General features: G+C 58.8%; 21 protein-coding genes, 1 tRNA gene and 1 pseudogene. 5 read left to right on the top strand and 18 right to left on the bottom strand.

Features of this window, described 5'->3' with window-relative positions; genetic code table 11:
- Positions 1-242 precede the first annotated feature (242 nt).
- The 10 genes and pseudogenes from H0Z09_RS10465 to H0Z09_RS10420 form a co-directional block, all read right to left on the bottom strand.
- Positions 243-620, bottom strand: a pseudogene (locus H0Z09_RS10465) (integrase); the annotation flags it as partial.
- Positions 621-1,138: 518 nt separating this feature from the next.
- Positions 1,139-2,566, bottom strand: coding sequence for an aldehyde dehydrogenase family protein (locus H0Z09_RS10460; protein ID WP_186690256.1), 1,428 nt, complete (start codon positions 2,564-2,566; stop codon positions 1,139-1,141).
- A 72-nt stretch (positions 2,567-2,638) separates the two neighbouring features.
- Positions 2,639-4,006 (bottom strand): glutamine synthetase family protein, encoded by a 1,368-nt coding sequence (locus tag H0Z09_RS10455; RefSeq protein WP_186690254.1) that lies wholly within the window; start codon positions 4,004-4,006, stop codon positions 2,639-2,641.
- 72 nt (positions 4,007-4,078) lie between these two features.
- Positions 4,079-5,470, bottom strand: a complete 1,392-nt coding sequence (locus H0Z09_RS10450; RefSeq protein WP_186690435.1) for an aspartate aminotransferase family protein — start codon at positions 5,468-5,470, stop codon at positions 4,079-4,081.
- 82 nt (positions 5,471-5,552) lie between these two features.
- Complete coding sequence (locus tag H0Z09_RS10445; protein ID WP_186690252.1) at positions 5,553-6,338, bottom strand: SDR family oxidoreductase; 786 nt, start codon at positions 6,336-6,338, stop codon at positions 5,553-5,555.
- Between the two features lie 50 nt (positions 6,339-6,388).
- The gene (locus H0Z09_RS10440; RefSeq protein ID WP_186690251.1) at positions 6,389-7,999 is read right to left on the bottom strand and encodes a gamma-glutamyltransferase family protein; all 1,611 of its coding nucleotides are present in this window, start codon (positions 7,997-7,999) and stop codon (positions 6,389-6,391) included.
- A 22-nt stretch (positions 8,000-8,021) separates the two neighbouring features.
- Positions 8,022-8,801, bottom strand: a complete 780-nt coding sequence (locus H0Z09_RS10435; RefSeq protein WP_186642349.1) for an amino acid ABC transporter ATP-binding protein — start codon at positions 8,799-8,801, stop codon at positions 8,022-8,024.
- A 2-nt stretch (positions 8,802-8,803) separates the two neighbouring features.
- Positions 8,804-9,580, bottom strand: a complete 777-nt coding sequence (locus H0Z09_RS10430) for an amino acid ABC transporter permease (RefSeq protein WP_186642348.1) — start codon at positions 9,578-9,580, stop codon at positions 8,804-8,806.
- A gap of 12 nt (positions 9,581-9,592) precedes the next feature.
- Positions 9,593-10,402 carry an ABC transporter substrate-binding protein gene (locus H0Z09_RS10425; protein ID WP_186642347.1) on the bottom strand — a complete coding sequence of 270 codons (810 nt, stop codon included), beginning with the start codon at positions 10,400-10,402 and terminating at the stop codon, positions 9,593-9,595.
- Between the two features lie 76 nt (positions 10,403-10,478).
- Positions 10,479-11,147 (bottom strand): GntR family transcriptional regulator, encoded by a 669-nt coding sequence (locus tag H0Z09_RS10420; protein ID WP_186642346.1) that lies wholly within the window; start codon positions 11,145-11,147, stop codon positions 10,479-10,481.
- Between the two features lie 302 nt (positions 11,148-11,449).
- Here H0Z09_RS10420 and H0Z09_RS10415 point away from each other — a divergent pair, with 302 nt between their 5' ends.
- Entirely contained in the window at positions 11,450-12,919 is a 1,470-nt protein-coding gene (locus tag H0Z09_RS10415) for a PLP-dependent aminotransferase family protein (protein WP_186690249.1), read from the top strand.
- 1 nt (position 12,920) lies between these two features.
- On the opposite strand, the gene H0Z09_RS10410 is transcribed toward H0Z09_RS10415, so the two are convergent.
- From H0Z09_RS10410 to H0Z09_RS10385, 6 genes are all read right to left on the bottom strand, one after another.
- A complete protein-coding gene (locus tag H0Z09_RS10410) occupies positions 12,921-14,231 on the bottom strand; it encodes an aminotransferase class III-fold pyridoxal phosphate-dependent enzyme (protein WP_202888833.1) in 1,311 nt (436 codons plus the stop codon).
- 14 nt (positions 14,232-14,245) lie between these two features.
- On the bottom strand, positions 14,246-15,367 hold the full coding sequence (locus H0Z09_RS10405; protein WP_186690245.1) for a phosphotransferase: 1,122 nt from the start codon (positions 15,365-15,367) through the stop codon (positions 14,246-14,248).
- A 112-nt stretch (positions 15,368-15,479) separates the two neighbouring features.
- Positions 15,480-16,496 carry a histone deacetylase family protein gene (locus H0Z09_RS10400; RefSeq protein WP_186642342.1) on the bottom strand — a complete coding sequence of 339 codons (1,017 nt, stop codon included), beginning with the start codon at positions 16,494-16,496 and terminating at the stop codon, positions 15,480-15,482.
- A 27-nt stretch (positions 16,497-16,523) separates the two neighbouring features.
- Positions 16,524-17,456 carry a glyoxylate/hydroxypyruvate reductase A gene (locus H0Z09_RS10395; RefSeq protein WP_186690243.1) on the bottom strand — a complete coding sequence of 311 codons (933 nt, stop codon included), beginning with the start codon at positions 17,454-17,456 and terminating at the stop codon, positions 16,524-16,526.
- Between the two features lie 2 nt (positions 17,457-17,458).
- The gene (locus tag H0Z09_RS10390; protein ID WP_186690241.1) at positions 17,459-18,214 is read right to left on the bottom strand and encodes a class II aldolase/adducin family protein; all 756 of its coding nucleotides are present in this window, start codon (positions 18,212-18,214) and stop codon (positions 17,459-17,461) included.
- Complete coding sequence (locus tag H0Z09_RS10385) at positions 18,214-19,524, bottom strand: MFS transporter (RefSeq protein WP_186690239.1); 1,311 nt, start codon at positions 19,522-19,524, stop codon at positions 18,214-18,216. Before H0Z09_RS10385 ends, H0Z09_RS10390 begins: the two co-directional genes overlap by 1 nt.
- A gap of 152 nt (positions 19,525-19,676) precedes the next feature.
- On the opposite strand from H0Z09_RS10385, the gene H0Z09_RS10380 reads away from it, so the two are divergent.
- Positions 19,677-20,654, top strand: a complete 978-nt coding sequence (locus tag H0Z09_RS10380; protein WP_186690237.1) for a LysR family transcriptional regulator — start codon at positions 19,677-19,679, stop codon at positions 20,652-20,654.
- A 29-nt stretch (positions 20,655-20,683) separates the two neighbouring features.
- Here the strand turns inward: H0Z09_RS10380 and H0Z09_RS10375 are convergent, their stop codons facing one another.
- A complete protein-coding gene (locus tag H0Z09_RS10375) occupies positions 20,684-21,184 on the bottom strand; it encodes an Lrp/AsnC family transcriptional regulator (protein WP_039589627.1) in 501 nt (166 codons plus the stop codon).
- Between the two features lie 119 nt (positions 21,185-21,303).
- Here H0Z09_RS10375 and H0Z09_RS10370 point away from each other — a divergent pair, with 119 nt between their 5' ends.
- The 3 genes from H0Z09_RS10370 to H0Z09_RS10360 all read left to right on the top strand — a co-directional run bounded on the left by H0Z09_RS10370 (position 21,304) and on the right by H0Z09_RS10360 (position 25,000).
- A complete protein-coding gene (locus H0Z09_RS10370; protein WP_186690235.1) occupies positions 21,304-22,338 on the top strand; it encodes a histone deacetylase family protein in 1,035 nt (344 codons plus the stop codon).
- 47 nt (positions 22,339-22,385) lie between these two features.
- Positions 22,386-23,438, top strand: a complete 1,053-nt coding sequence (locus H0Z09_RS10365; protein WP_186690232.1) for an ornithine cyclodeaminase — start codon at positions 22,386-22,388, stop codon at positions 23,436-23,438.
- Positions 23,439-23,584: 146 nt separating this feature from the next.
- Complete coding sequence (locus H0Z09_RS10360; protein ID WP_186690230.1) at positions 23,585-25,000, top strand: amino acid permease; 1,416 nt, start codon at positions 23,585-23,587, stop codon at positions 24,998-25,000.
- A gap of 656 nt (positions 25,001-25,656) precedes the next feature.
- Here H0Z09_RS10360 and H0Z09_RS10355 read toward each other — a convergent pair.
- Positions 25,657-25,732: transfer RNA gene (locus tag H0Z09_RS10355), tRNA-Gly, on the bottom strand.
- Between the last annotated feature and the right edge of the window lie 22 nt (positions 25,733-25,754).

Below are 25,754 nucleotides of genomic sequence, written 5' to 3'. Positions count from 1 at the left end.
TTGTGACGTCGCCTTGCCTTCAACAAAATGGACGGCGGGCGAACGCCGACAGTTCGAAATTTTTGGAGTCAATGGCCCAGTACTAAAGATCAATCAATGGACTAAACATCGGCATATCGCCCGCGCCTTGCCTCCGGTCGATACTGAGGCACCAGTGCGCTCACTCCTCAAAGACTTACTTCTCGGGAATTGAAGTGAATTCTCGAATCAGGATGCTCCCTGGACGAGCTGACAGCGGCACGATAAGGCGGTACATTTTGGGTCTGCTTACCTGGCTTGCACATCGCTAGCTGGAGTTGTTTCACCACTTCCGCCGGTATGACCCATAAGCGCTTCTCCAGAGCGAACTGGTCGGGTGTCGCCAACCGCAATTCACCCGTGCGGACACCGGTCAGCAACAACAATCGAAGGCCAAGGCGGGTTTGGTTTGCGCCACCATAATTTCGAAGCGCGGCCATCAACCCCGGAAGCTCGTCCATGCGGAGAAATGGATTGTGCGTAACCGGAGGTTTGGGAAGTGCGACCACATCTAGGTCTGAAGCAGGGTTGTGTTCCAGCCCCTCGATTTTCACCAGCGCATAGCGGAACAATTGGTTGAACCAGGTCCGGCATGAGTCAGAGCCAGTTGCTCGTCTCGCTATCCAAGCTGCTCCAGCAAAAAACCGATTCAGTGCGCGTCCAAATTCAAGATCCTCATTCGGGACTTAAATCGGGACTTAAAAGCACTGGATGGAGCTGGATTTCAGTGGTTCCCGCCGGAACGAAAAAAGGGCCTAAAGGCCCTGATTTCAAACGCTTACAGAATTTAGTGGAACTCTGTAGCGCAATATTTGGAGCGGGAAACGAGACTCGTATCTGGTATCCGACTCATTGAAATCTAAGGGGTTTATTTTCTTTCCGAAGTAAGAAAGGACTCAATTCTGGACTTGTTTTTAGAGTATTTCAAGATCGAAAAAAGGTGTAACTCTACGCAAGGATATTGGCCTCTACCCACAGCCAATGGAGAACATTGCTGATTGCCGATAGCGCACATTGTGAGTCTCCTGAGGGTGAGCTTGGACTACCGAAAATAAAGTGTCCCCCTGCGACAGTTACGACCCATGTTCAGCTCAGGGCGTAACTGTTGCCCGTTCAGTCGTCAGTCGCTCCAACCGACCACGCCCTTGATTTCCAGAAAGTCGTGAATGCCCCATCCCGCATACTCGCGGCCATTGCCGGATTGTTTGTAGCCGCCAAACGGTGCGAGCGTGTCCCAGATCGGGTAATTCAGGTACACCGAGCCGACACGCATCTGTTTGGCGACGGCGCGGGCATGCTCGATATTACCGGACTGTATGTAGGCGGCCAGGCCGTAGACGGTGTCGTTGGCCATTTCGATGGCCTGCGCTTCGCTGTCATAGGCAATGATCGACAGCACGGGGCCGAAGATTTCTTCGCGGGCAATGGTCATCTGCGCGGTCACGTCGCCGAACACGGTGGGTCGCACATAATAGCCCTTGTCCAGGCCCTCAGGACGGCCCAGACCGCCCGTCACCAAGGTGGCGCCCTCCTCGATGCCGATGGCGATCAGGCCCTGAATCTTGGCGAACTGTGCGTCGCTGATGACCGGACCGAGATTCGTGCTGGCCTCCTGCGGGTTGCCGGTAACCAGCTGCTCGGCGGTTACTTTGGCAATCTGCAGGGCACGGGCATGCTGCGCGCGTGGTACCAGCATGCGGGTCGGCGCATTGCAGGATTGCCCGGAGTTGGAAAAGCAGCCCTTAACCCCCTTGGCCACCGCCACATCAAAGTCTGCGTCTTCCAGCAGGATATTGGCCGATTTACCGCCCAGCTCCTGAGCCACGCGCTTAACCGTATCGGCCGCTGCCTTGGCGACAAGAATGCCTGCGCGGGTGGAACCGGTGAACGAGACCATATCGACTTTCGGGTGGCTGGCCATGTAATGGCCCACATCCGGCCCGGTGCCGTTAAGCAGGTTGAACACCCCGGCCGGCACGCCCGCCTCATGCATGATTTCGGCGAAGATGATGCCGGTCAGCGGCGCGATCTCACTGGGTTTGAGCACCACGGTGCAACCGGCGGCAATGGCGGGCGCGACCTTGCAGACGATCTGGTTCAGCGGCCAGTTCCAGGGCGTGATCAGGGCGCAGACGCCGATGGCTTCACGTATCACCTGAGTGATGCCGTGCACTTCGTTGAACTGGAATGTCTCCAGGGCACTGATGGTCGACTCCAGGTGCGCGCGACCACTCCAGACTTGCGAGTCACGGGCAAAATGCAGCGGCGCACCCATCTCCTGGCTGACGGCCTTGACCAAGTCTTCGTAGCGCAGGTTGTAGACCCGCAGGATGTTTTTGAGCAGTGCCAGGCGTTCGCTGACGGGGGTTACAGAGAACGCGGGAAAGGCCTTGGCAGCGGCGTTTACCGCGCTGTCCACGTCCGCCGCGTTGCCCACCGCGATGCTGATGAAGGCTTGCTCGGTGGAAGGGTCGATCACCTCCAGGGTGTTGCCCGACTGGGTGTCGACCCACTGGCCATCGATGTAGAACTTGAGCGCATGGTTCATGATTTATCTCTGGATAACTCGGAAATAGGTGCCTTCAGCGGTCCGTTTCAAGACACGCTGACGGGGCCACATTCAGGCGTGAGTGAGGTACCAGCGCCAGTCCTGCTCGCCGACCTCGGCATTGAAGGTACGGAACTCGCGCCACTTGATCGCCAGGTACACCTTGAGGAATTCAGCGCCCAGCGCCTCGCGTGCCCAGGTAGAGCGTTCCAGTGCCTGCAACGCGGTCAGCCAGTCGGTGGGTAGAAAATCGGTCGCCTGTTCATAGCCGTTGCCCACAATCGCCGCACCGGGATCGCTCTGATGCGTGATGCCGTGGTGAATGCCCGCCAGCAACGCCGCAGCAGCGAGATAGGGGTTGGCATCGGCACCGCAAATGCGGTGTTCAATGTGCCGGCTGATCGCAGGGCCACCGGGCACGCGGAACGACACCGTACGATTGTTGACGCCCCAGCTTTTGGCCAGCGGCGCGTAACTGCCGGTCTGAAACCTGCGATAGGAGTTGGCATGGGGGCAAAAGATCGCCAGCGAGTCGAACAAGGTTGCCATCATTCCACCGATGGAGTGACGTAACAGCGGCGTGCCCTGTGGGTCCTCGCTCGCATACAGGTTGTTGCCCTCCTCGTCGGCCAGGCTGACGTGCAGGTGCAGACCGCTGCCGGCCTGATCGCTGAATGGCTTGGCCATGAAGCACGCTTGCAGCCCGTGTTTGTTGGCCACACCCTTGACCAGGCGTTTGTAACGTACGCCTTCATCGATGGCCTGGAGTGCGTCGAAACGATGCTCCAGCGTCAACTCGAGCTGGCCCGGCGCATACTCGGAGATCGCCGTACGCACCGGTAACCCCTGCAGCGCGCACGCTGCGTAGAGGTCATCAAGAAACGGTTGAACCTGTTCGAGTTCGTATACGCCATACACCTGCGGAGCCACCGGACGTACGCCGTTGGTTTGCTGCGCCGGCTGCGGTCGACCGTTGACGTCGCGCTGTTGGTCCAGCAGGTAAAACTCCAGCTCCACGGCCATTACCGGATGGAAGCCATCGGCTTTGAGCCGCTCGATGGTGTTCACCAGTACATGGCGCGGGTCGACGGGCGCGGCGGGAAGCCCCTGGGTCGGGTGCATGCTCACCTGCACTTGACCGGTTGGCTGGGTGCGCCAGGGTTGCAGGGTCAGGCTCCCCGGCAAGGGGTAGGTCCAGCAATCAGCGTCAGCCACATCCCAGACCAGGCCAGTCTCGTCCACGTCTTCACCCTGCACGGTCAGGGCAAGAATGGAACTTGGCAGTGGCCGACCGTTTTCGTAGATCGCCAGCAGCTCGTTACGATGCAACAGTTTTCCCCGTGGCACGCCATTCGCGTCGATCAGGAACAACTCGATGCTCAGCACTTCAGGGTGTGCGGCGAGATAATCCTCGGCCTCTTTTCTATCAGCAAATCGCATGTCAAACCTCTTGGCGCTCATTCAAGCGCCTTGGCAGTATTTGAGAAAAACCGGGGCGTCACCGTCCACTTATTAGGAGGTGGCCCGGGCTCCCGGCAGGGCAAGCAGCGTGGTCAGCGCGTTATCCAGCTCGCCGAGCAGTCTGTCGATATCCGCCTCACTTGTTTGCGGACAGCACAGGGTCATATTGTGAAAAGGCGTGATCAGGATGCCGCGATTGATCAGGTAGAGGTGCAGCGCCATTTGAAGGCTGTCATGAAAAGCCGCCTCGGCTTGCGCACCGGTTCTGGGCGACGTGGCACAGAATTGAAACTCACAACGAGCGCCCAACTCGGTGACAGACCAGTTCAGTTGGTGGCGCTTGAACAACGCGCGAAATCCCTGCGCCAGTCGTGAGGCTACAGACAGCATGTGCTGGTAGGCTGCGTCGGTCATGACCTCTTCAAGACTGGCGCGCATGCAGCGCATCGCCAGCGAGTTGGCGGACAGCGTCGTTCCCATGCCACTGTGCCCATGGCCGCCGCCCTCTGCGCTCATCTGCACGTCGCGCATGGCCTGAGCAACTTCCTCGGTCACGCCAAACACAGCGCAAGGCATGCCCCCTGCGATGGGTTTACCCACCACGAAAAAGTCGGGTTCCAACGCCCATTGGCGCGTGCATCCACCCAGGCCCGTGGAAATCGTGTGAGTCTCATCAATGACCAGCAGGCTGCCATATTGACGGGTCAGCTCGCGGCACTTTTGCATGAACCCAGGATCGGGCAGGACCATGCCGATGTTCGTCATCGCCGGCTCGCACATCAGCGCGCACACATCGCCCTGAGCCAAGGCAGCCTCCAGTGCGGCGACATCGTTGAAGGGGATGGATCGACTGTACTGACTCAAGTCGTAGGCCTGGCCCACAAGCCCAGGACGGTGCACTGTCTTGCCGTCGCGGTAGCGCACCATCACGTCATCCACAGTGCCGTGATAGCAGCCGTCGAACACCAGCAGGACATTGCGTTGGGTGATGGCGCGCGCCCAGCGCAGCACATAACGGTTGGCGTCAGTGGCATTCGCGGTCACTTGCCAGTAAGGCAGCCCAAATTGCTGAGCCAGCAACTCGCCGCACACCACCGCGTCCTCGCCGGGCAGCATCGTGGTCAAGCCATTGTTCGCCTGCTCGGCGATGGCGCGGGCAACAGGATCAGGTGAATGGCCGAACATCGTGCCGGTGTCGCCCAGGCAAAAGTCAATGTATTCATGGTCATCAACATCGGTGAAGCGTGCACCTTTGGCGCGCTGCACGAACAGCGGCGAAGGCATCGACCAGTCGCTCATCCAGTGCATGGGCACACCGTTGAACAGATTCGCCCTGGCACGCTTGGCCAGCGCCATCGACGTTGGGTTGCTTTCTATGAAACGCTCACGCTCGGAGGCGGTAAACGTAGCAATCGCTGATTCACTAATTCCACTTTTCGACATGATCAACACCCCGTGTTAATGACAAAAATCAGTTAAACGTCGTCGTTCAGACAGGAACACTCCACCGCCCCCATCTTTAAGTTCAGGCCCGAGGGGCTTTGTTCTCGATCAAACAGTTCCCGCCATCCACCACAATGACTTCACCGGTGATGTAACTGGATTCAGGCGACGCCAGAAATGCAACCGCCGCAGCCACTTCGCGAGGGCTGCCTGCCCGGCCCATCGGGGTGAAGCGTCCCGCCTCGGCTTCAACGGGTGAGGTTGACCCTGTGGTAATCCAGCCCGGCGCGACGCTGTTGACGGTGACCCCTTGCCTGGCGACTTCAAGCGCAAGCCCCATGCTCATGCCTACCATCGCGGCCTTGGCGGCGCTATAAGCCGCCTCGCCCGGGTTGCTGCACCGAGTGCCTGTGGTGGAGCTGATATTGATGATGCGCCCGTAATTTCGCGCCCTCATACCGGGCAGAACGGCTCGCGTCAGAAGAAAGGCTGTGGTCACGTTTCTGCCCAGTGAAAGATTCCACTCCTGCAGTTCCATCGTTGCCAATTCCGAGAACACCTCAGGGCTTCCTTGCATGGCCATGCCGGCATTGTTCACCAGAATATCCACCCGTCCCCAGACGGACTCTGCCCACAGGCTCAATTCACGCACCTGACATTCATCAGTGAGGTCAGCTGGCCGGCCTTCCACTTCGAACCCTTCAGCGCGCAGCTCTTCTATCCGCTGCGAAATACGCTGACTGCTCGCCGTAATGATCAACTTCACTCCGGATGCCGCCAGCCTGCGAGCGATGGCCATGCCGATCCCGGCTTCACTTCCGGCACCGCTGACCAGTGCAACGTGCCCGCCCAACTCACTATTGAACACAGTGCTCTCCCGCTTACTCGATGGGTAAAAGGATGGCAATCAGGCAACCGTTACCACGCCGCGATATGCGAATCCGCCCGTGGCTCAGTGCCGCCGCACAACACGCCGGTGACCGGGTCGCGCAGGATGATCTGCCCACGCCCGTAGTCGGTCAGGTCGCTGTCGGTCTGTACCTTGTGCCCGCGCCGCGCCAGCGCATTGACCATGTCGCGTGAAGCACCGTGTTCGATGCCGACCTTCATGTCGCCCAGCCATTGCCAGCGCGGCGCATCCAATGCCGCCTGGGGGTTGAGGCCGAAGTCCACCAGGTTCATCACCATCTGCACGTGGCCCTGGGGCTGCATATAGCCGCCCATCACGCCAAACGGTCCAAGGGCCTTGCCGTCCTTGCTGAGGAAGCCCGGGATGATGGTGTGGAAGGTTTTCTTGCCCGGTGCCAGGCAGTTGGCATGCGCCTCATCAAGGCTGAATTCCTGCCCGCGATTCTGCAGGGCGATGCCGCTGTCGGGCAGCACCACGCCGGAGCCGAAGCCGTGGTAATTGCTCTGGATGAACGAGACCATATTGCCTTCGGCATCCGCCGTGGCCAGGTACACCGTGCCGCTGGCATGGGGGTCGCCGGGTTTGGGCGGCTGGGCCTGCTCGCCGATCTGGTCACGGCGGCGGGTGCTGTAGTCATCGCAGAGCAGGTCGGCCACCGCCACGCGCATGTGCGCCGGGTCAGTGATGTAGTGCAGGCCGTCGCTGTAGGCGAGCTTCATCGCCTCCAGTTGGCGGTGCCAGGTCTGCTGGCTGTCGCGGTGATCGAAGTTGAAGCCTTCGAGGATCTTCAGCGCCATCAACGCCACCAGGCCCTGGCCGCTCGGCGGGATTTCCCAAACGTCGACGCCACGGTAATTGATGTGGATCGGCTCCACCCACTGCGCGCGGTAATCCTTGAGGTCGCTGGCGCGCAGGTAGCCGCCGCTGGCGCGCGAATGCGCATCCAGGCGCTCGGCCAGAGCGCCGCGATACAGGCTTTCGCAGCCGGTGGCGGCGAGTTCTTCCAGGGTGCGGGCCTGGGCCGGGTTGCGGAAAATTTCGCCCGCTTGGGGTGCGTGCCCGTCGACGAGGAACGTATCGAACCAAGCTTGCAGCACGTCATCGCGGTGCGGGCCGAATTCGTTCAAGGAGATCTGCCATTGGTGGGCAACCACCGGCGACAGCGGAAAACCGTCGCGTGCCAGGCTGATCGCTGGTTGCAGCAAATCGGCAAACGGCAACTTACCGAAGCGTTTCGACAACTCGGCCCACGCCGACGGGCAACCCGGCACCGTAACCGGGGTCCAGCCGTACAGCGGCATCTGTGTGTGCCCCGCCGCCTTGACCGCTTCGATACTCAAGGCGGCCGGCGCGTGTCCATTGCCATTGAGGCCATGCAACTGGCCCCTGCACCACACCAGGGCAAATGCATCGCCGCCCAGGCCGCAGCCGGTGGGTTCAACCACAGTGAGGGCCGCCGCCGTGGCAATCGCGGCATCGATGGCATTGCCACCCTTCTGCATGATCTGGATACCGGCCTGTGCCGCCAGAGGCTGCGACGCCGCGACCATGCCGCGACGGGCGAAAACGCTTTGGCGTTGCGACGGATAGGGATACTCGTGAGCGGAGAATTTCAACATGGCAAAGGCTCTTCAAAAAAGGTCATAACACACGGCTGAGAAACGCCCGGGTACGTGGATGGCTGGGGTGGCTGAAAATCTGTTCCGGCGGCCCTTGTTCGATCAGCTCGCCCTGATCGAGCACCACCACGCGGTCGGCCACTTCGCGGGCAAAACCCATTTCATGGGTGACCACCACCATGGTCATGCCCTCCTCGGCCAGCTCCTTCATCACCTGCAGGACCTCGCCGACGGTTTCCGGGTCGAGAGCGCTGGTGGGTTCGTCAAACAGCATGGCCTGGGGCTTCATCGCCAAAGCACGGGCAATCGCCACCCGTTGCTGCTGGCCGCCGGAGAGCATCGACGGGTAGTGGCTGGCCTTGTCCGCCAGGCCGACCCGCGCCAGCAAGCCGCGCGCCTGTTCCAGCGCCGCCGCACGCGGCACGCCGAGCACCTGGATCGGCGCTTCGATGATGTTCTCCAGCGCGGTCATGTGCGGGAACAGGTTGAAGCGCTGGAACACCATGCCGATGTCGCGACGCTGGCGGGCGATGTTGCGCTCCGAATCGCGTACCAGGCTGCCGTCGCTGCGTTCGCGATAGCCCATGGCGCGGCCGTTGACGCGGATGCGCCCGCCCTGGATGTCTTCCAGCAAATTGATGCAGCGGATAAAGGTGGTCTTGCCGGAGCCGGAGGCGCCGATCAGCACCACCACTTCGCCGCGCCGTACTTGCAGGGAGATGCCCTTGAGGATCTGCAACTCGCCGAACGACTTCTGGATATCCTGTGCGTCAATGATCAGCTCTTCACTTTGGTGCGCCATGGTTAACGTCCCCTCAGCAGTTTCAGGGTGCTGCGACCGAACATGCGGCTGGCGGCCGGAGGTGGCGCCGAAGGCCGATCGGACTGGCCGAAGCGGTGTTCGAGCCAGCGTTGGAAAAAGCCCCACAGGGTGGTCAAGGTCAGGAAGTAAATGGCGACGACCAAGTACAACTCGAATACGCGAAACGTCGCCGAGGTCACCATCTGCGTGCTGAGCAACAGCTCCTGCACGCCGATCACACTCACCAGCGTGGTGTTCTTGAGCATCACATTGAACTCATTGCCCAGCGGCGGCACGATCACCCGGAACGCCTGGGGCAGCACAATGCGCCGCATCAACTTGCCGAACCCCATGCCCAGGGAACGTCCGGCCTCGTACTGGCCCTTGTCCACCGCGCCGATGCCGGCGCGGATGATTTCGGCCATGTACGCGCCTTCATTCAGACCCAGGGCGATGATCGCCGCCTGGATGTTGCCGGGGATGATCAGCCCGAACAGCTCGATGTCCTCGAAGCGGAAGATCCCGCCCGCTGCCAGTGCGGTGTACAGAAACACGATCTGCACCAGCAACGGCGTGCCGCGCATCAACCACACGTAAAAGCGCACCGGCAGATGCAGCAGCGGGTTCTTCGACAGGCGCAACAGCGCCGCCGCCAGGCCCAGCGCACAGCCGAGCAGCATCGCCAGCACGCTGATCAGGCAAGTCAGCCACAGCCCGGTGAGGTAGACCCCACTGGGCTGCAGCAGGTATTGCCAGAACACATCCCAATTGAAATTCATCGTTGTAGAACCTCAGTCGAGTGTGTCGCTGCTGACATGCCATTTGTTGAGCAATTGCACATAGCTGCCGTCGCTGCGCATGTCGCTGATGATCTGCTGCACGGCAACGGTCAGTTGCGGGTCGTCCTTGCGCATGCCCAGGCCGGTGAGGATGCGGCTGAACGCGGGCACGCCTTCCTGGAACAGCTCCGGGGCCATCGCGGCGTAGTAGCCAGCGGTTTCCACGGTGGTGCCATAGGCGTCGACCTGGCTGATGCGCAGGGCCTGGAAGGCATCGGTGTCGGTGTTGTACACCACCAGTTTCATCGGGGGCTTGCCGGCCTTGGCGAGGCTCTCGTTCTGGGTGTCGAGCAGGGTCTTGATGGTGGAGCCGTTGAGCACGGCGACCTTGTGCGTGGACAGGTCATCCAGGGTCTTGATGCCCTTGGGGTTGCCCTTGGGTACCACCACCGCCTGACTGGAGTACATGTAGTTGACGATGTCGATCACTTGGCGGCGCTCGGGCTTGTCGAACAGCTGGTCGACGATCATGTCGCACTGCTGGGCGAGCAGCGCCGGCACCAGGCCGGAAAACGGAATGACCCGCCATTGCACGGTTTTATTGCCCAGGCGCTTGGCGATTTCCAGGCCCAGGTCGACGGTGAGCCCACGCGGTTTCTGGGATTCGTCGAAGGACACCAGGGGCGGCGAATCCATTCCCGAGCAGTAGGTGAGTTTATCGACCTTTTGCAGGCGCTCCGGCACCTGGGGCGCGGCAAACGCCCATTGTGTACAGAAACCCAGGGTTACAGCCACCAGCAAGGCGCGGTGTTGTTTATGCATGACCAGACACTCCACTTCGTTGAATAACGGGGGCAGGACTAAAGTCAAAACACGGACGGGTTAGGCCCCGCCTCTCTTATTTTTCCAGTTGCAGAAATCGAATCAGTAGCGGCACGGTGCTTTCGATGTGTTCGCGCACCACGGCTTCGGCGCGGGCGGCGTCCCCGGCGCGAATTGCGTCGAGGATCACCGCGTGTTCCTCGCGCGCGCTGAGGGGTTTTTCGCTGTGCTGCAGCCACAAACGCATGGGGGCTTCCACCAGCGAATACAACGCTGAAATTTGCTTCATCAAGCGTGGCCGGCCGCTTAGCCCGCACAGATATTCGTGAAAGGCGCGGTGGCGACGGACCCACGCGGCGCTCTCGTCGCGGTAGTCATCCATCTCGTCCAGCAACCGCTCCAGCGCCGCCAACTGGCGCTCACCGATGCGGCTGACCGCGACGCGCACCGCCAAGCCTTCAAGCGCGCTACGCATCTCGAACACCTCGTACAGATCATCGAGATCCAGACCGCTGACGATGGCACCGCGATTGGGCCGCAGCGTTACCAGGCCTTGGGCATCCAGGCGGCGGAATGCCTCGCGCACCGGCATGCGGCTCATGCCGATTTCGCCGGCGATATCCTCGGCAATCAGGCGATCGCCCTTGCGGAAACGGCCGCCGCAGATGGCATCGAGGAGGAAGTTGTAGGCCTCCTCTTCCGCAGTGAGAGGCTGGCGGTCAACGTAAGCGGGGGCAAATTGCATAGGGTCAGCCTCTTTGTATTTTTGTATCCAATTATCCACGAATACAATAAAGCACGGTGCGTGCCAATAATGCTCATGACAGGTTAACTGGCTGATTCAAATGCAATCCTTGGTTCTTACGCAGGAGAGCGGTCGCAGGAAAATCGCGCTACGTGCTACCAATTGGCACATTGACGGCCTGGTTCTGTGCAGGACAGTAGCGGTGTCCATCGACAGGTTCTTTGGGGGAAACCCGATTGAATATGACGCTCACTGGCAATAGGGTGTATAGCCATACCGAACATTTTGATAGAGCCACTCCAATGCGCGCTGTCCTCTTGACTGACTTGCTTTTAAAAAACCTTGATAAGCAGTCATCGATTCCGATGCAAAAGCAGATGTATGACACTATTCGGTTTGCAGTGCTGGATCACACGTTGATCTCGGGGCAGAAGCTTCCCTCATCCCGCGCATTGGCCGCTGACCTTGAGGTCTCTCGGATCACCGTATCCCTGGCTTACGACCGACTGATCGCGGAGAACTATCTGGTTACCCGTGCCGGAAACGGGACATACGTGGCCCCTACCCTGAAGCAGCCACTGAGTGCTGCGCCCGGAAACGTACATACGCAGCACTCCATGCAGCTTTCCAGGCGCGGTTCTCAATTGACCTCATTGCCGGGGGGTATGGGAAATACCACTGGAGCATTTGTGCCTGGGGTTGCCGATTCGCAAGCCTTCCCGTTTCATATCTGGAAGCGGCTCGTTGCCAGATATCTTTCGAAAGGCAATCTGGCGCTCTCTGGCTATGCGGACCATGGCGGATTACGCCAACTTCGGGAGGCGATAGCGGGCTATCTGAAAATCTCACGATCCGTCAATTGTGATCCTGGCCAGATCATTATCACGACCGGTACACACCAGGCCGTTGACCTCTGTGCGAGATTGCTTGCAGATGCAGGCGATACTGCGATCGTCGAGAATCCTTGCCACTGGGCCTTTCCTACCGTCTTTTCAGCTTCCGGGCTGAACGTGGCAGGGGGTGAGGTTAACGAACAGGGTTTGGACCTCGCGAACAGTGACGTCCCGCCACGGACAAAGATCGTCGTCGTGAGCCCGTCGCATCAATATCCGACGGGCGTGGTGATGCCGTTGTCCAGGCGCCTGGAGTTGCTTCAAAGCGCCCGAGCACAAAATCTATGGGTCCTGGAAGACGACTACGACAGCGAGTTCAGATACGACGGCGCCCCGCTGCCTTCGCTCCAGGGTTTGGACACTGATGGACGCGTTATCTACATCGGCACCTTCAGCAAGGCGATGTTCGCAGGGATACGCATGGGCTTTCTGGTGGTACCGAATCACCTTTCAGAAGCCTTTGCCAAGGCCAGCACGAAGCTTTTCAGACCCGGGGCTTTGCACCTCCAGGCAGCGCTGGCTGACTTCATTCATGAGGGGCATTTTGCCCAGCATATTCGCAGAATGCGTACCGAGTATTCATCCCGGCAAGATCTATTGAGATCCTCTCTTGAAAAGTCGCTGGGTGACATGGTGAGCCTTTCCAGCGCGCGGGCGGGCCTTCATATTTTTGCCGAGTGTTCTTCACTGGTGAATTATCAGAGCATGATTAATGAATCCAAACGCGAAGGGATTTTCCTTGGAACGCCCTGTTTTGTAAAAAATATCCCCAGCCTGGAAAACAGGTGCTTCGTCCTTGGTTTCGGCGCAGTACCGCTGGAAAGGATCGAGGCCGGCGTGCATTCTTTATCGACGGCCATGAGTCGTAGCCTCTACTGATTCAAAGATTCTCCAGCGCACCCGATGCGGCCATCAACAGCTGTTGCGCGTGAGCCTCATTGAACGTAAGCATTGGGCGAATCTTCAGCACATTTCCCCGTGGGCCGGTTGCGCTGATCAATACGCCACGCTGGCGCATACCGTTCACGATCTGGTCGGCCACCCCTTTGGCGGGAGCCTTGGTCTTGCGATCGACTACAAGCTCCACGCCAATAAATAGTCCATCGCCTCTGACATCGCCAATCAGCTCGAATTTTTCGGCAAGCTCCCGAAAGCCAGCATGAATAAGCGCACCAATGCGCGCCGCGTTGTCCTGCAGCCTATCGTTCTGGATCACTTGAAGTGTCGCCATCGCGGCGGCGCAGGAAACGGGGTTGCCGCCAAACGTATTGAAGTAGCGGGCTTGATCTCCAAACGCTTGAAGCACCTCGGGCCTGGCAACCAGGCCCGCGATGGGATGACCATTGCCCATGGGCTTGCCGATCGTCACGATATCGGGGATGAGTCCATGCCGCTGAAAGCCCCACATGGCCGACCCGGTTCGCGCAAAGCCGGATTGCACCTCATCGGCAATATAGAGGCCTCCTTCGGCGCGTATCAAATCCACAGCTTCCTTCAGAAAGCCCTCCGGGTCGCAAAACACGCCGTCGCTGGAAAAAATGGAATCGACGATTAACGCAGCGGGTTTGATGCCGTGTCGCTTGAGATCAGCAATGGCCTCTCCAACAGCTTTCGCAAAGCGTGCGCCTATATCTTCGCCGCTGAAGAGATACGTATCCGGCGCTTCCACCGCCCGCACATGCTGACCCAGTGGAACGCCGCCGCCAAGCGAAGGGGAAATCTCTGCAACAGAAGCCGTCACACCGTGATACGCGAGTTGAGTCACGATGACGCCGGTGCCGCCTGTAAAGTGCTTGGCGGTGCGCAATGCCAGGTCGTTTGCCTCGCTGCCGGTGCAGGTAAACATGACCTGTGACAGCTCAGCCGGAAACGTACCGACCAACCGCTCTGCATAATCAATAACCAGATCGTGGAGGTACCGGGTATGGGTATTCAGCATTGAAGCCTGGCGGGTAATGGCTTCAACCACTTCCGGGCGGCTGTGGCCAATAGACGCTACGTTGTTATAGGCATCAAGATAGGGTCGTCCGTCCTGATCAAACAAGTGAACGCCTTCTCCTCGGATAATATGGAGTGGCTCCTCATAAAACAGACGGTAAGCCGGACCAAGCACCTTGTTGCGCCGTTTGATCATGTCGGCTTGTTGTAAAGGCAAGTGCCCCAAGCGCGCGGCGTCAAACGAATTGAGCATGTTGGCATCTTTTTTCATACGACCATCCCCGCTTCCTGGATTTTTTCTAAGATATAGATCTGTGCCTGACCCGGCCCAAATGCCTCAAGGCGCCGCAGCCCAGCCCATGCGGACGGATTGTTGCGGAGTATGTATTCGCTGTTTTCAGGATGGTCCCTGGCTCGCCACTCGGTGATCAGCACCGTGGCCAGCAAGCGGGCTTCGATCAAGTTGGGGAGCAGATGGAGTTCCGATTGCGTGAGTGGGCTGACAGCGTGGTAAGCCTTTATGCACTCCACGGCATGACTCAGCACGTTATCCCCCTCTGCCAGCTGATAGGCACAGAGCACTGCCAGGTCCTGCACTCTTGGGGCCGAAACCATATCACCAAGGTCCAGGATCGCGGTGAGCCTGGTCCCACTCTCACCATCAACCATGATGTTGTACGGATTCATGTCGTTATGAATGACTTGCTTTGGCAAAAGCTTGAGTGCGGGTTCAGTTTCGATCCCATAACGCTTCAAGCCTTCGAGAACTCGCTCACGTTTTTCGTCGTCGTCGATGTAACTCGTCAGTGCGCTCAACTCTTTCAGGTGCTGGATGTCCCACAACAGTTTGTGATTCATCTGGGGATGATTAAAACCTTTCAGCGCAATATCCAGATGTGCCATTGCCACACCTAGTGATTCAAGTAGCCTGGCGCTGCGCTGCACCTTGTAGAGTGGCGAGCCTTGTATGAAATCGATGACTCTGATGGCTTGGCTCTGTTCGGACCCGGGAATATTGCGGCGATGTACATACTCACCGTCAAGCGTCGGCCTCAACCTTGGCACCGGAACCTCTGGCCCCTTGTTCATGATGTGTAATTGAGCCTGGGTCTGGAAGTCGGTCACGCCAGGATCTTCTGATGGGTGGGTCGCCTTCAACACAAAATCACGCCCCTGGTCGGTCGAGATTTTAAAGTTCTGATCACGCTCACTTGTCAGTATCGACGCCTGGCCGTCAATGCCGAACACCGAACGGGCCAGGTACTGAGCTTGAATGGCAGACAAACCTGAGAAATGTGTGCTGAACAGATCGTTAGTCGTCACTTCGTCTTCACGCGCCGACCCGCTGGAGCGCTCTTGCTGTTCGTGCTGAGCGTGTGGATTGTGCATGAGATACCCCTGATATCTACCAGGGGAAAACGTAGACGGTATCGGCCCTACCTGAAATATCCAATCTGAAGAATCTCATAAGGCCACTGCGGCAGGACCGATTAATGTGACGTCAAGCAGTCATGCCGGCGAAGAAGCGCGAGGCATTTTCATCCAGCGTGGCGATGTCATAACCGCCCTCCTGCACCACCACGCAAGGAATCCCCAGGGCCTTGATCCGCTGCCCCAGCAAACGGAAGCCCTCATGGCTGACGGATACTTTGGACTGGGGATCGTTCTCGTAAATATCGAAGCCCAGCGAGAGTACCAACACATCCGGGCCGAACGTGCGCAATGCAGACGCGGCCTGATCCATGCAATTGAAAAAATCCGCCTCGCTGGCGCCGTGGGCCATCGGCAGGTTCAGGTTGAAGCCCTCACCGGCACCGGTTCCGGTTTCGTCGTCAAAACCGGCGACCACCGGGTAGAAGTTGGTCGGATCACCATGGATCGACACATACAACACGTCATCCCTGTCGTAAAAAATTTCCTGTATGCCCTGGCCGTGGTGCATGTCGGTATCGAGCACCGCGACTTTGGAAAACCTGCCCCTCAGCACCTGAGCGGCAATTGCCGCATTGTTGAGAAAGCAGAAGCCGCCTGCGGCCTCGGCACGGGCGTGGTGCCCCGGTGGACGGCAAAGCGCGTAAGCCGACGGGTCTCCCTCGATAACCGCGTGCGCGGCAGCCACGGCGCTCTGTGCCGACCAATAGGCGGACTGCCAGGTGTGCTCGCCGATCGGGCAACTGCCGTCAGCCAGATAGCGGGCGGTCTTGCCCAGAATCCCGCGCAGAGGGTTGCCTTCGCGAATATAGATATTGGACATGACTTCATCGCCCCAGTCTTCCGGCACTTCGTGCCACTGCTGGTAAGCGCTGCTCAGGTAGTCCAGATAGGCCTGGGTATGTACGGCGGCCAGCGGTGCCTGGCCATAATCGTCGGGCGCCAACAGCGGGTAACCCAGTTTTTCGACCATCGCCAGCAGCGGGTCGATACGCGCAGGCAACTCCTGTGGCTGACGCATCTGGCCGCGCGACAGGTAGGAACGAGGGTGGTGAAGGCGCTGTGCCGGGTGGAAAAATGTTTTCATTGTGGACCTCTCTCAAAACCCATGCGGTCAATAGCCCAGTTCAGGATTGACCCGATTGTTCAGTGCAAGCCCTTGGGCCATTCGCGACACGTTGTCGGCGACTTGCCGGGCGATGCACAGGTCGGACGCGGCAGACGCCATGTGCGGCGTCACCCAGACCCCCGGCGTGTGCCACAACAGCGAGTCGGCGGGCAAAGGCTCCTGCTCGAAGACATCCAGCAAGGCACCGCGCAGTTGCCCGCCCGCCAGTGCCTGCCGTAGGTCATCGAGGTTGAGATGCTGGCCGCGGCCGCAATTGATCAATGCGCTGCCTTTGGCCATGCACTGGAATACCTCATCGCACAACACGCCATGGGTCGCGGGGGTGAGTGGCAGCAGGTTGATCAGTACATCCAGTGCGTCGAGAAACTCACGTCGAGAGTCAGGACCGCTGAAGGTTGTCACGCCGTCGATCTCACGCGCCGTGCGGGCCCAGCCGCGCACGTCGTAGCCCGCCGCAGCAAGGCGGAGCGCCACCGGCGTGCCAATCGCGCCCAGGCCCATCACACCGACCCTGAAATCTTCAGCCTTTCGCTGCACCGGACGCTGCCAATGTTGCGCAGGATGGCCGACGATCACCTGGTCGAAGCCTCGATGGAAGTGCAGCACGCCCCAGTGCACGTACTCGCTCATGCCCAGGCTGTGGTCAGGGTCGACCACGCGGCAGACCGGCACCGCCGCATCGCGAGAGTCGTCCTGGGCCAGATGGTCGATACCCGAGCCGATCGAATGCACCAGGCGCAGGCGCGGCAAGCGCCCCAGGCTGCCGGGCGGTGGGAACCAGCACACCGCGACCTCGGCGAGCGGCGCCTGCACATCGTCTGGCCGCAGTACGTTCAAGTGCGGCGCATGGACGGCGAAAAGCGTGGCCAGCCAATCGGTCAACGCGGGGTTCTGGCAGAGCAAAACGATGCGGGCCATGGTCAGCTGCACCAGTCGGTGCGCTGCTCGTCGATCAGACTGAGCGCGGCCTGCCAGGCCAGGTCGATAATGCCATCGATGCCGTCACGGCCAAACTGCGCCGCCGTGTGTTGGCATACGGCCTCACTGGGAATGTTCAGCGCGACACCAGCTGACATCGCCTGGATCTGCGCCTGGCAGGCCCGCTCCAGAAAATAAATCTCGTGGAACGCCGCTGCTACACCCACACCGGCCGCCAGCAAACCGTGGTTACGCAGGATCATCGCCTTGTGCGACCCCAGATCGGCGACCAGGCGCGCGCGCTCCTCCAGCGAGAGCGCGATGCCTTCATAGGTGTGATACGCCAGGTTGCCGTAGAACTTCAGCGCATGCTGGGTCAGCGGCAGCAACCCGTCGCGCTGGGCCGCCACCGCCATACCGCTGGCAGTGTGGGTGTGGATGATGCAGTGCAGGTCCGGGCGCGCCTCATGGATGGCCGAGTGGATGACGAACCCGGCGGCGTTGACCTTGCCACCGTTGCAGTTGCCACCGACCACGTTGCCTTGCAGGTCGATCAGGATCAGATCGCTGGCGCGCATTCTTTCGAACGCCACACCATAGCGGTTGATCAGAAAGTGCTGCGCAGGTCCCGGTACACGCAGGGTAATGTGGGTATCGATCAGGTCGGTCATGCGGTAGTAGGCGATCAAGCGGTACAGCGCCGCCAGCTCACAGCGCGCTTGCCATTCGACCTCTGTCATGGCGAGAGGCTTGCTCATCATGCGACTCCTTGGGCAGTGGACAGAGCAGTCGGCCTGGCGTTGACGCAGCGTAGATGCGCCAGCCCCAGCACGCCGGTCAGCGACATCAGGGCCAGCACGCTGAAGAACAGCGCCAGTGGCACCCATTGCCCCGCGAATTGAGCGGCGATGAAGGTGCCGATCATGGGGGTCAGGCCTCCGGTCAAGCCGCTACCGAGTTGATAGGCAATCGAAATGCCCGAATACCGCACCCGCGCCGGGAAGGCTTCAGCCATGTAGCCGGCAATCACTGCATAGAGTGCGGCCAGCAGGATCACCGCCAGGGCAATACCGGCGGTCATGTAGAACAGGTTGCCGGTCTGTACCAGCAGGAACATCGGATATGGCACCACGATACACAGTGACGCCACCCACTTGAGGAAGCGCCCTTCACCCAAGCGTTCGGCCAGCAGTGCCGAACAGGGTTGCGAAAGGAACTGCAGGATGGTGACCACAAACAGGCAATCCAGGATCGTGGTCTTGGCGATGCCCTGATACTGAGTGACGTAGGTGATCATGAAGGTGTTGGTGAAGAAGAAGCCGCCCGAACCAATGGTGACGGCCAGCGCAGCGAACAGAATGTTCTTCCAGCCCGTGCGCAGCACCTCCATCACCGGGTTGTCAGAGGTTTGCTCGCTCTCCTTGACCTCGGCGAACTCTGGCGATTCCGGCACACCGAAGCGAATCGCCAGGCCGACGATCATCAGCACGCCGCTCATCAGGAACGGAATGCGCCAGCCCCAACTCATCAGGGCTTCCTGTTCCATTTCACTGATCAAACGAAATGCGATCAGCGCCAGCAACAGGCCGGCCGGGCTGCCCCATTGGGCGAACGAGGCAAAAAACACCTTGCGTCCCTTGGGGGCGTGCTCGCTGGCCATCAGTACCGCGCCGCCCCATTCGCCGCCGACAGAAATGCCTTGCAGCAACCGTAGCAACACCAGACCGATGGGCGCCCAGATACCTGCCTGGGCGTAAGTGGGCAACAAGCCTATACCGGTCGTCGCAACGCCCATCAGCACGATGGTCACCAGCAGCATTTTCTTGCGGCCCAGGCGATCACCCAGATGACCGAATACCATCCCGGCGAACGGCCGGGCGATGAAGCCTACAGCGAAGCTACCAAACGCGGCCATGGTGCTGAGGGCCGGGTTTTCACTGGGAAAGAACAGCTGTCCCAACACCAATGCCGCAGCGAAGGCATAGATGTAGTAGTCATAGAATTCGATGGTGGTGCCGATAAATGCGGCGGCTGCGGCACGCCGCGGCGTGGAGGTTTTGCTGGTCATCTGTGGCTCCCGGAAATCATTGTTATAGGCAGGAGATAGGTCATGCATCAGCATGAAGGTCGCACTCTCGCGGTGCATTGCTGGATGGTGCGCCACGCCCTATGCTAGGAAAAGCTTCTAATCTAAATACTCAAGTATAAGCCTGGGCAATAATGACTCTCTCATCGTCTGGTTTTCAGCGCGACCCCGAAGCCAAGCGTTTTCTCAATGATCGCCTGGACTGGAATCTGTTGCGCACCTTCCTGGTTATCGGGCAAGAGGGCAGCATTAGCCGGGCCGCCGCCCGCCTGCACTTGAGCCAACCGGCCATCAGCCAGGCGCTCAAAAGACTGGAAGAGCAACTTGCCAGTGAACTGGTGGTGCGTCGCGGGCCGCGTATCACCCTGTCCAAGGCCGGCGAGGAGGTCATGCAGATCGCTGCAGAGATTTACGCAACGGTCTCCCGCCTGGGCCCCGCGCTGGACGCACCCGCAGAGACGGTGACGGGTAAAATCAGGCTACTGTCCATCAGCCGTATCCAGTCTCGCAGCTACGATGAATTCCTGGCGCAATTCCACAATGAGTTTCCTCAAGTGGAACTGGAAGTTGATGTACTGCGCAGCTCGGATGTGATCAGTGCGCTGCTGCAAAAGACCGCGTCTTTCGGCTTGAGCCTGTGCCGTACACCGCAGCCCCGCCTCGAACAGCGGGTGATGCTTGAACAGCGGTATGCGTTTTTCTGTGGGAAGCGCCATCGGCTGTTTGGACGCAAGAACCTGACCTTGTCAGACCTGCAAAGCGAAAATTTCGTGAGCTTCACCAGTGACCAGATCGGCGGCAATTTATCGCCGCTCACGGTATTCAGGGATCAACAAGGCTTCACTGGACGCATTGTCGCCTCTTCACCCAGCCTGGATGAGATCTTGCGCCTGGTTGCCGCAGGATATGGCATTGGCTGCCTGCCAGAACACATTGTCGCTGCCGATGTGCAGGCCGATGAAATCTGGCGCCTGCCGCCCTGGGAGGGCGTCAGCGATGTGAACGTCTATTTGCTTTGGAACCGCGACCAAAAGATGACCCGCGCCGAGTCGGTCTTCCTGGAGCGTTTCGAGCAGATGCTTATGACGACGGACGTGGCGGGAAGGTTTTAAAGATTTATTCAGCCCAGAGGGACTGACATTCAATCCTTGCTCAATTTGGGTATGGCAATACGGCTACCCGCTTTGATTTCGCGCAAAGCCAGACTCGACTGAATAGACGCTATACCCACCTGGCGCCTCAGCACTTGCTCGATAAAGTCGCTATAGCTATCAAGGTCCTCCGCCAGCACTTGAAGCACGTAGTCGGCGTCGCCGGTGATCTTGTGGCAGGCCAATACCTGTGGCAACTGAGCAATCACGGCCTCGAAGGCGTCCGGCGCGTGATCGGCGTGGGTAGAAAAGCGGATGTGCACGAAGGCCATGATATCCAGCCCCAGCATTCTTCGATCAAGTGTCGCCTGATACCCCTTGATCACCCCCGCCTCTTCCATTCTCTTGCGCCGTCGCCAGCAAGGCGTGAGGCTCAACGAAAGCCGCTCACTGAGTTCGGCGTTGGAAATGCTCGCATCGTCCTGCAATAACTCAAGAATGGCCAGATCGGTCTCGTCGAGGCTGATGCGCCTGGATATATTTTTCTTCATTACGCCATTCCTGAGTTAAATCGTCCGATAAATATAGAGATTAACGCAAACAAAGCAAAGAAATCGCGTCCTGACCAGAACAGAATATTTGCACTGGCTCACATTAACGGATGCGCAGAATGTTTACAGTTTTCAGTGATTCCCACCGTCTGCACCATGGCACCGAGTTGAAGGATGGCGTGCTCAAGCCGTCATTCGAGCAGCCCAGTCGGGCCGACACCGTTCACAACCGTGTCAAGCAGGTAGGCCTTGGCCAGATAGTCGAACCGCGCGTGTTTGACCGCTCGTGTTATGTCAACGCGCACAGCGAGCGCTACGTGAGCTTTCTGGAAAGCGCCTGGTCAGAATGGTGCGCAACAGGACGCACTCATGATGCCTTGCCACTGGTATGGCCTGTACGCGATTTGGCCAACGATCAGGTGCCAACGTTTATTGACGGCAAACTCGGCTTCTATGCAATGGATGCCGGTTCACCCATCACCGCCACCACCTGGCAGGCAGTCAAGACCAGTGCCGATATCGCCCTGACAGGCCTGGCACTTATCGATGAGGGCCACGACAGTGCCTTTGCCCTTTGCCGTCCGCCGGGCCATCACGCGGCACGTGAATACATGGGGGGTTACTGCTACCTCAACAATGCGGCCATTGCTGCACAGCAGGCGATCACCCAAGGCGCCAAACGTGTCGCGGTGCTCGACGTCGATTTTCACCATGGCAACGGTACCCAGAACATTTTTTACCAGCGCAATGACGTCATGTTCGTATCGCTGCACGGCGAGCCGGTCGTGTCCTATCCCTACTATTCGGGGTTCAGCGGTGAAGTCGGCGCCGGCCATGGCGAAGGGTTCAACCTCAACTACCCGTTACCGAAAAACACCGCGTGGGAAACCTATCGCGACGCGCTGCTCCATGCCTGCAAAAAACTTCAGCAATTCGCGCCAGAAGTATTGGTGATCTCACTGGGCGTCGACACTTTCAAAGACGACCCGATCAGCCACTTCCTGTTGGAAAGCCAGGATTTCATCGGAATTGGCGAGCTGATAGCGAGCGTTGGTTGCCCCACCCTCTTCGTGATGGAAGGCGGCTACATGGTCGATGAAATCGGGATCAATGCGGTGAACGTACTGCATGGTTTCGAGAGCAAACGCGCTTAAGCACCCCGCTCTACAACGTTTAACTGGATGGATTGGAGAATAAGAAAATGACGCTATTCATAGATGTCGATGATGCCGCACGCCTGTTCGCCAAGGTCGGCATCCGCCGGGCAATCCGTGAGATGGCCACCTACATCGAAGCCGACTATTTACGCTGGGCGCAGTTTGACAAGTCGCCGCGCACGGCCAATCACTCCCCGGACGGTGTGATCGAGTTGATGCCGACCGATGATGGCAAGCAGTATTCTTTCAAGTACGTGAACGGCCATCCGGACAATGGTCAGCAGAACCTGCTGACGGTAATGGCATTCGGTCTGCTGGCCGATGTCCACAGTGGCTATCCAACGTTGCTCAGCGAGCTGACACTCACCACCGCCGTTCGCACCGCGGCAACCTCGGCATTGGTGGCGCGTGCGCTTGCCCGTCCAGGGGCCACCTCGATGGCTCTGATTGGCAATGGCGCGCAGAGCGAGTTTCAGGCGCTTGCCTTCCATGAAATGCTGGGCATCAACGAAATTCGCATCTTCGATATTGATCGCGATGCCTCACTCAAGCTGCTGCGCAATCTGGCGGCTTTCCCGACGATCAAAGTGATTCACGCCGCCTCCGTACAGGAAGCGGTCAAGGGCGCGCATATTGTCACCACCGTTACGGCCGACAAGGCCTACGCAACGATCCTGACGCCCGAGATGATCGAGCCCGGCATGCATATCAATGCCGTCGGCGGCGACTGCCCGGGCAAGACCGAACTGCACGCCGACATCCTGCGCAACGCCCGGGTCATCGTGGAGTTTGAACCACAAACACGCATTGAAGGTGACATCCAGCAACTGGAGGCTGACTCGCCCGTCGTCGAGTTTTTCCGGATTGTTCAAGGCGACGTCCTGGGACGCGAGAGCGATGAACAGGTCACGGTATTCGATTCCGTGGGCTTTGCCCTCGAGGATTTCTCGTCCCTTCGCTACCTGCAGGCGATGGCGCAAGAACACCAGGTCGGCCGGTACATCCACCTGGTGCCAACGCCTGAAAATATAAAAAACCTGTTCCAGATGCTTGATCAGCAACCGACCAAAGCCGCCCATCTGCGCACGGCCAGTTGACCTCGCGGTGACGCTCCAAGGCCTGTGCAGCGAGCCGTCACTGTCCAAATAAAACAACACCGTGACCCGCCATTGCGTCCTGACAATGGCGCTGGACAACCACTTTTCTGCCAAAACTCAAAAACATAAGATCAAGAGGTTTTGAAATGAAATCGAATTTATCAGAGCAGGTTGAACAGCCTGCGCTGCAGCGCACGCTCAACAATCGTCACATCCAATTAATGGCCATGGGAGGCGCCATTGGCACGGGTTTGTTCATGGGCTCCGGAAAGATCATCGCCCTCTCCGGCACCTCGATCATCCTCATCTACATGATCATTGGCCTGTTCGTTTACTTCGTCATGCGTGCCATGGGCGAAATGCTGCTTTCCAATTTGAATTTCAAGACCTTTGCGGATTTTGCCGGCGCCTACCTGGGGCCTCGCGCCGCATTTTTCCTCGGCTGGTCGTATTGGCTGAGCTGGAGCGTTGCAGTGATCGGCGATGCCGTCGTCGTCGGAGGGTTTTTCCAGTACTGGTTCCCCCATCTGCCTGCCTGGATACCGGCGATCGGGATGCTGGCGACACTGTTCGCCCTGAACGTGCTGACGGTCAGGCTTTTCGGTGAAGTCGAATTCTGGTTCGCGATCATCAAGATCATCGCCGTGGTGACGCTTATTGGCGTGAGCATCGTGCTGATTGCCAGCTCGTTCGTTTCCCCCAGCGGCGTTACCGCGTCCCTGGGCCACCTGGTGGATAAGCAGGCTGCATTCCCTAATGGCCTGCTTGGTTTCTTCGCCGGTTTTCAGATGGCCATCTTCTCATTTGCCGGCACTGAGCTGATCGGCACCGCGGCGGCAGAAACCCGGTCTCCGGAGCGGACCCTACCCAAAGCGATCAACTCGATTCCGCTGCGAATCATCCTGTTCTACGTGTTGGCATTGGGCTGCATTATTGCCGTGACGTCCTGGCAACAGGTGTCACCGGTTAAAAGCCCTTTTGTCGAACTTTTCCTCGTCGCAGGCTTTCCCGCAGCAGCCGGCATCGTTAACTTCGTGGTCCTGACCTCTGCCGCCTCATCGGCCAACAGTGGCGTATTCTCCTCCAGCCGCATGCTGTTCGGGCTGGCGAATCAGGACAACGCTCCGGGTATTTTTCGGCGACTGTCGGGCAACAGCGTACCCCTGCTGAGCCTGGCCTTCACGACAGTGTTGATGCTGCTGGGTGTGCTCGTGCTGTTCATCGTTCCGGAAGTCATGACAGCATTCACTATCGTGTCCACCGTGTCAGCGATTCTGGTGATCTTCACGTGGTCGACCATCCTCGCGTCCTACATTGCCTATCGCAAAAAGCGTCCTGAGCTTCACGCAAAATCGGCCTACAAGATGCCCGGCGGCGTCCCAATGGCATGGTTCTCACTGGCGTTTATGGGCTTCGTTCTGTGCCTGCTGGCCTTGAGGCCTGACACCCGCGTTGCCTTGATGGTCATGCCGGGATGGTTCATATGGCTGGCCATTGCTTATCATCTGACACGTAGCTGGAAGCCAAAAACCGCGGTTGAATCGGCAAGTCAATTCGGTTGAGCGGCTCTAACGAGGCGTCTGCGCCAATCCTGGGCAGCACCCCGCTGACCTGGCAATGCAGCTAAAGCCTGCTTGCTCGCCGTTGCGGTGTGTCGGTCAATAGATAGACTGACCGACACAGCGCAATCTCGAATATCCCTTTCCGTACATGTCTAGCGAAGTCATGACTGCTCCTTGTCTCGAAGATAGATATTCAACGGGACCAACGAAACTCACTGCTGCCGCCGATCCGTCTTGGCCAGCAAAATAGAGTTTAGCCGCAGTTATGGAAGCGACAATTTAATGCGCGGTCGCTTGCCCAACAGTCAGAACGGCCCTTGATTCCGCCAATCCGAAGCCGCTGATACTGACCGTATCCGGCAACGATCACATTAATTGTACGCCCTGTCTCGCGGGACTTTGGTCGCCCGAACGCCCTCATGGGTCGGCCAAAGGCCCATGGCATATGGCATATGGCATATGGCATATGGTGTTTTATCGCGTTGTAAACGTCGGCATGATTGAGGTCGTGCGACTTCTTCATGCCGCCATGGGAATGCAGCTGCACACCAACCGTTGCTGACTGCTTTTAGGGAGGCGCGGCAAAAAACCAAAAAAAAACTTTTCTTGGGACGAAAAAAAATGGACCTCTTTTCAGAGATCCATTTTTTAATATTTGGAGCGGGAAACGAGACTCGAACTCGCGACCCCGACCTTGGCAAGGTCGTGCTCTACCAACTGAGCTATTCCCGCGTCTTGGTGGTGCGCATTCTAT

This window comes from Pseudomonas sp. SWRI18 (assembly GCF_014268345.1).
Lineage (GTDB): Bacteria > Pseudomonadota > Gammaproteobacteria > Pseudomonadales > Pseudomonadaceae > Aquipseudomonas > Aquipseudomonas cedrina.
Note: the sequence above shows the minus strand (reverse complement) of the source record. Positions and strands in the feature narration are given on the sequence as shown.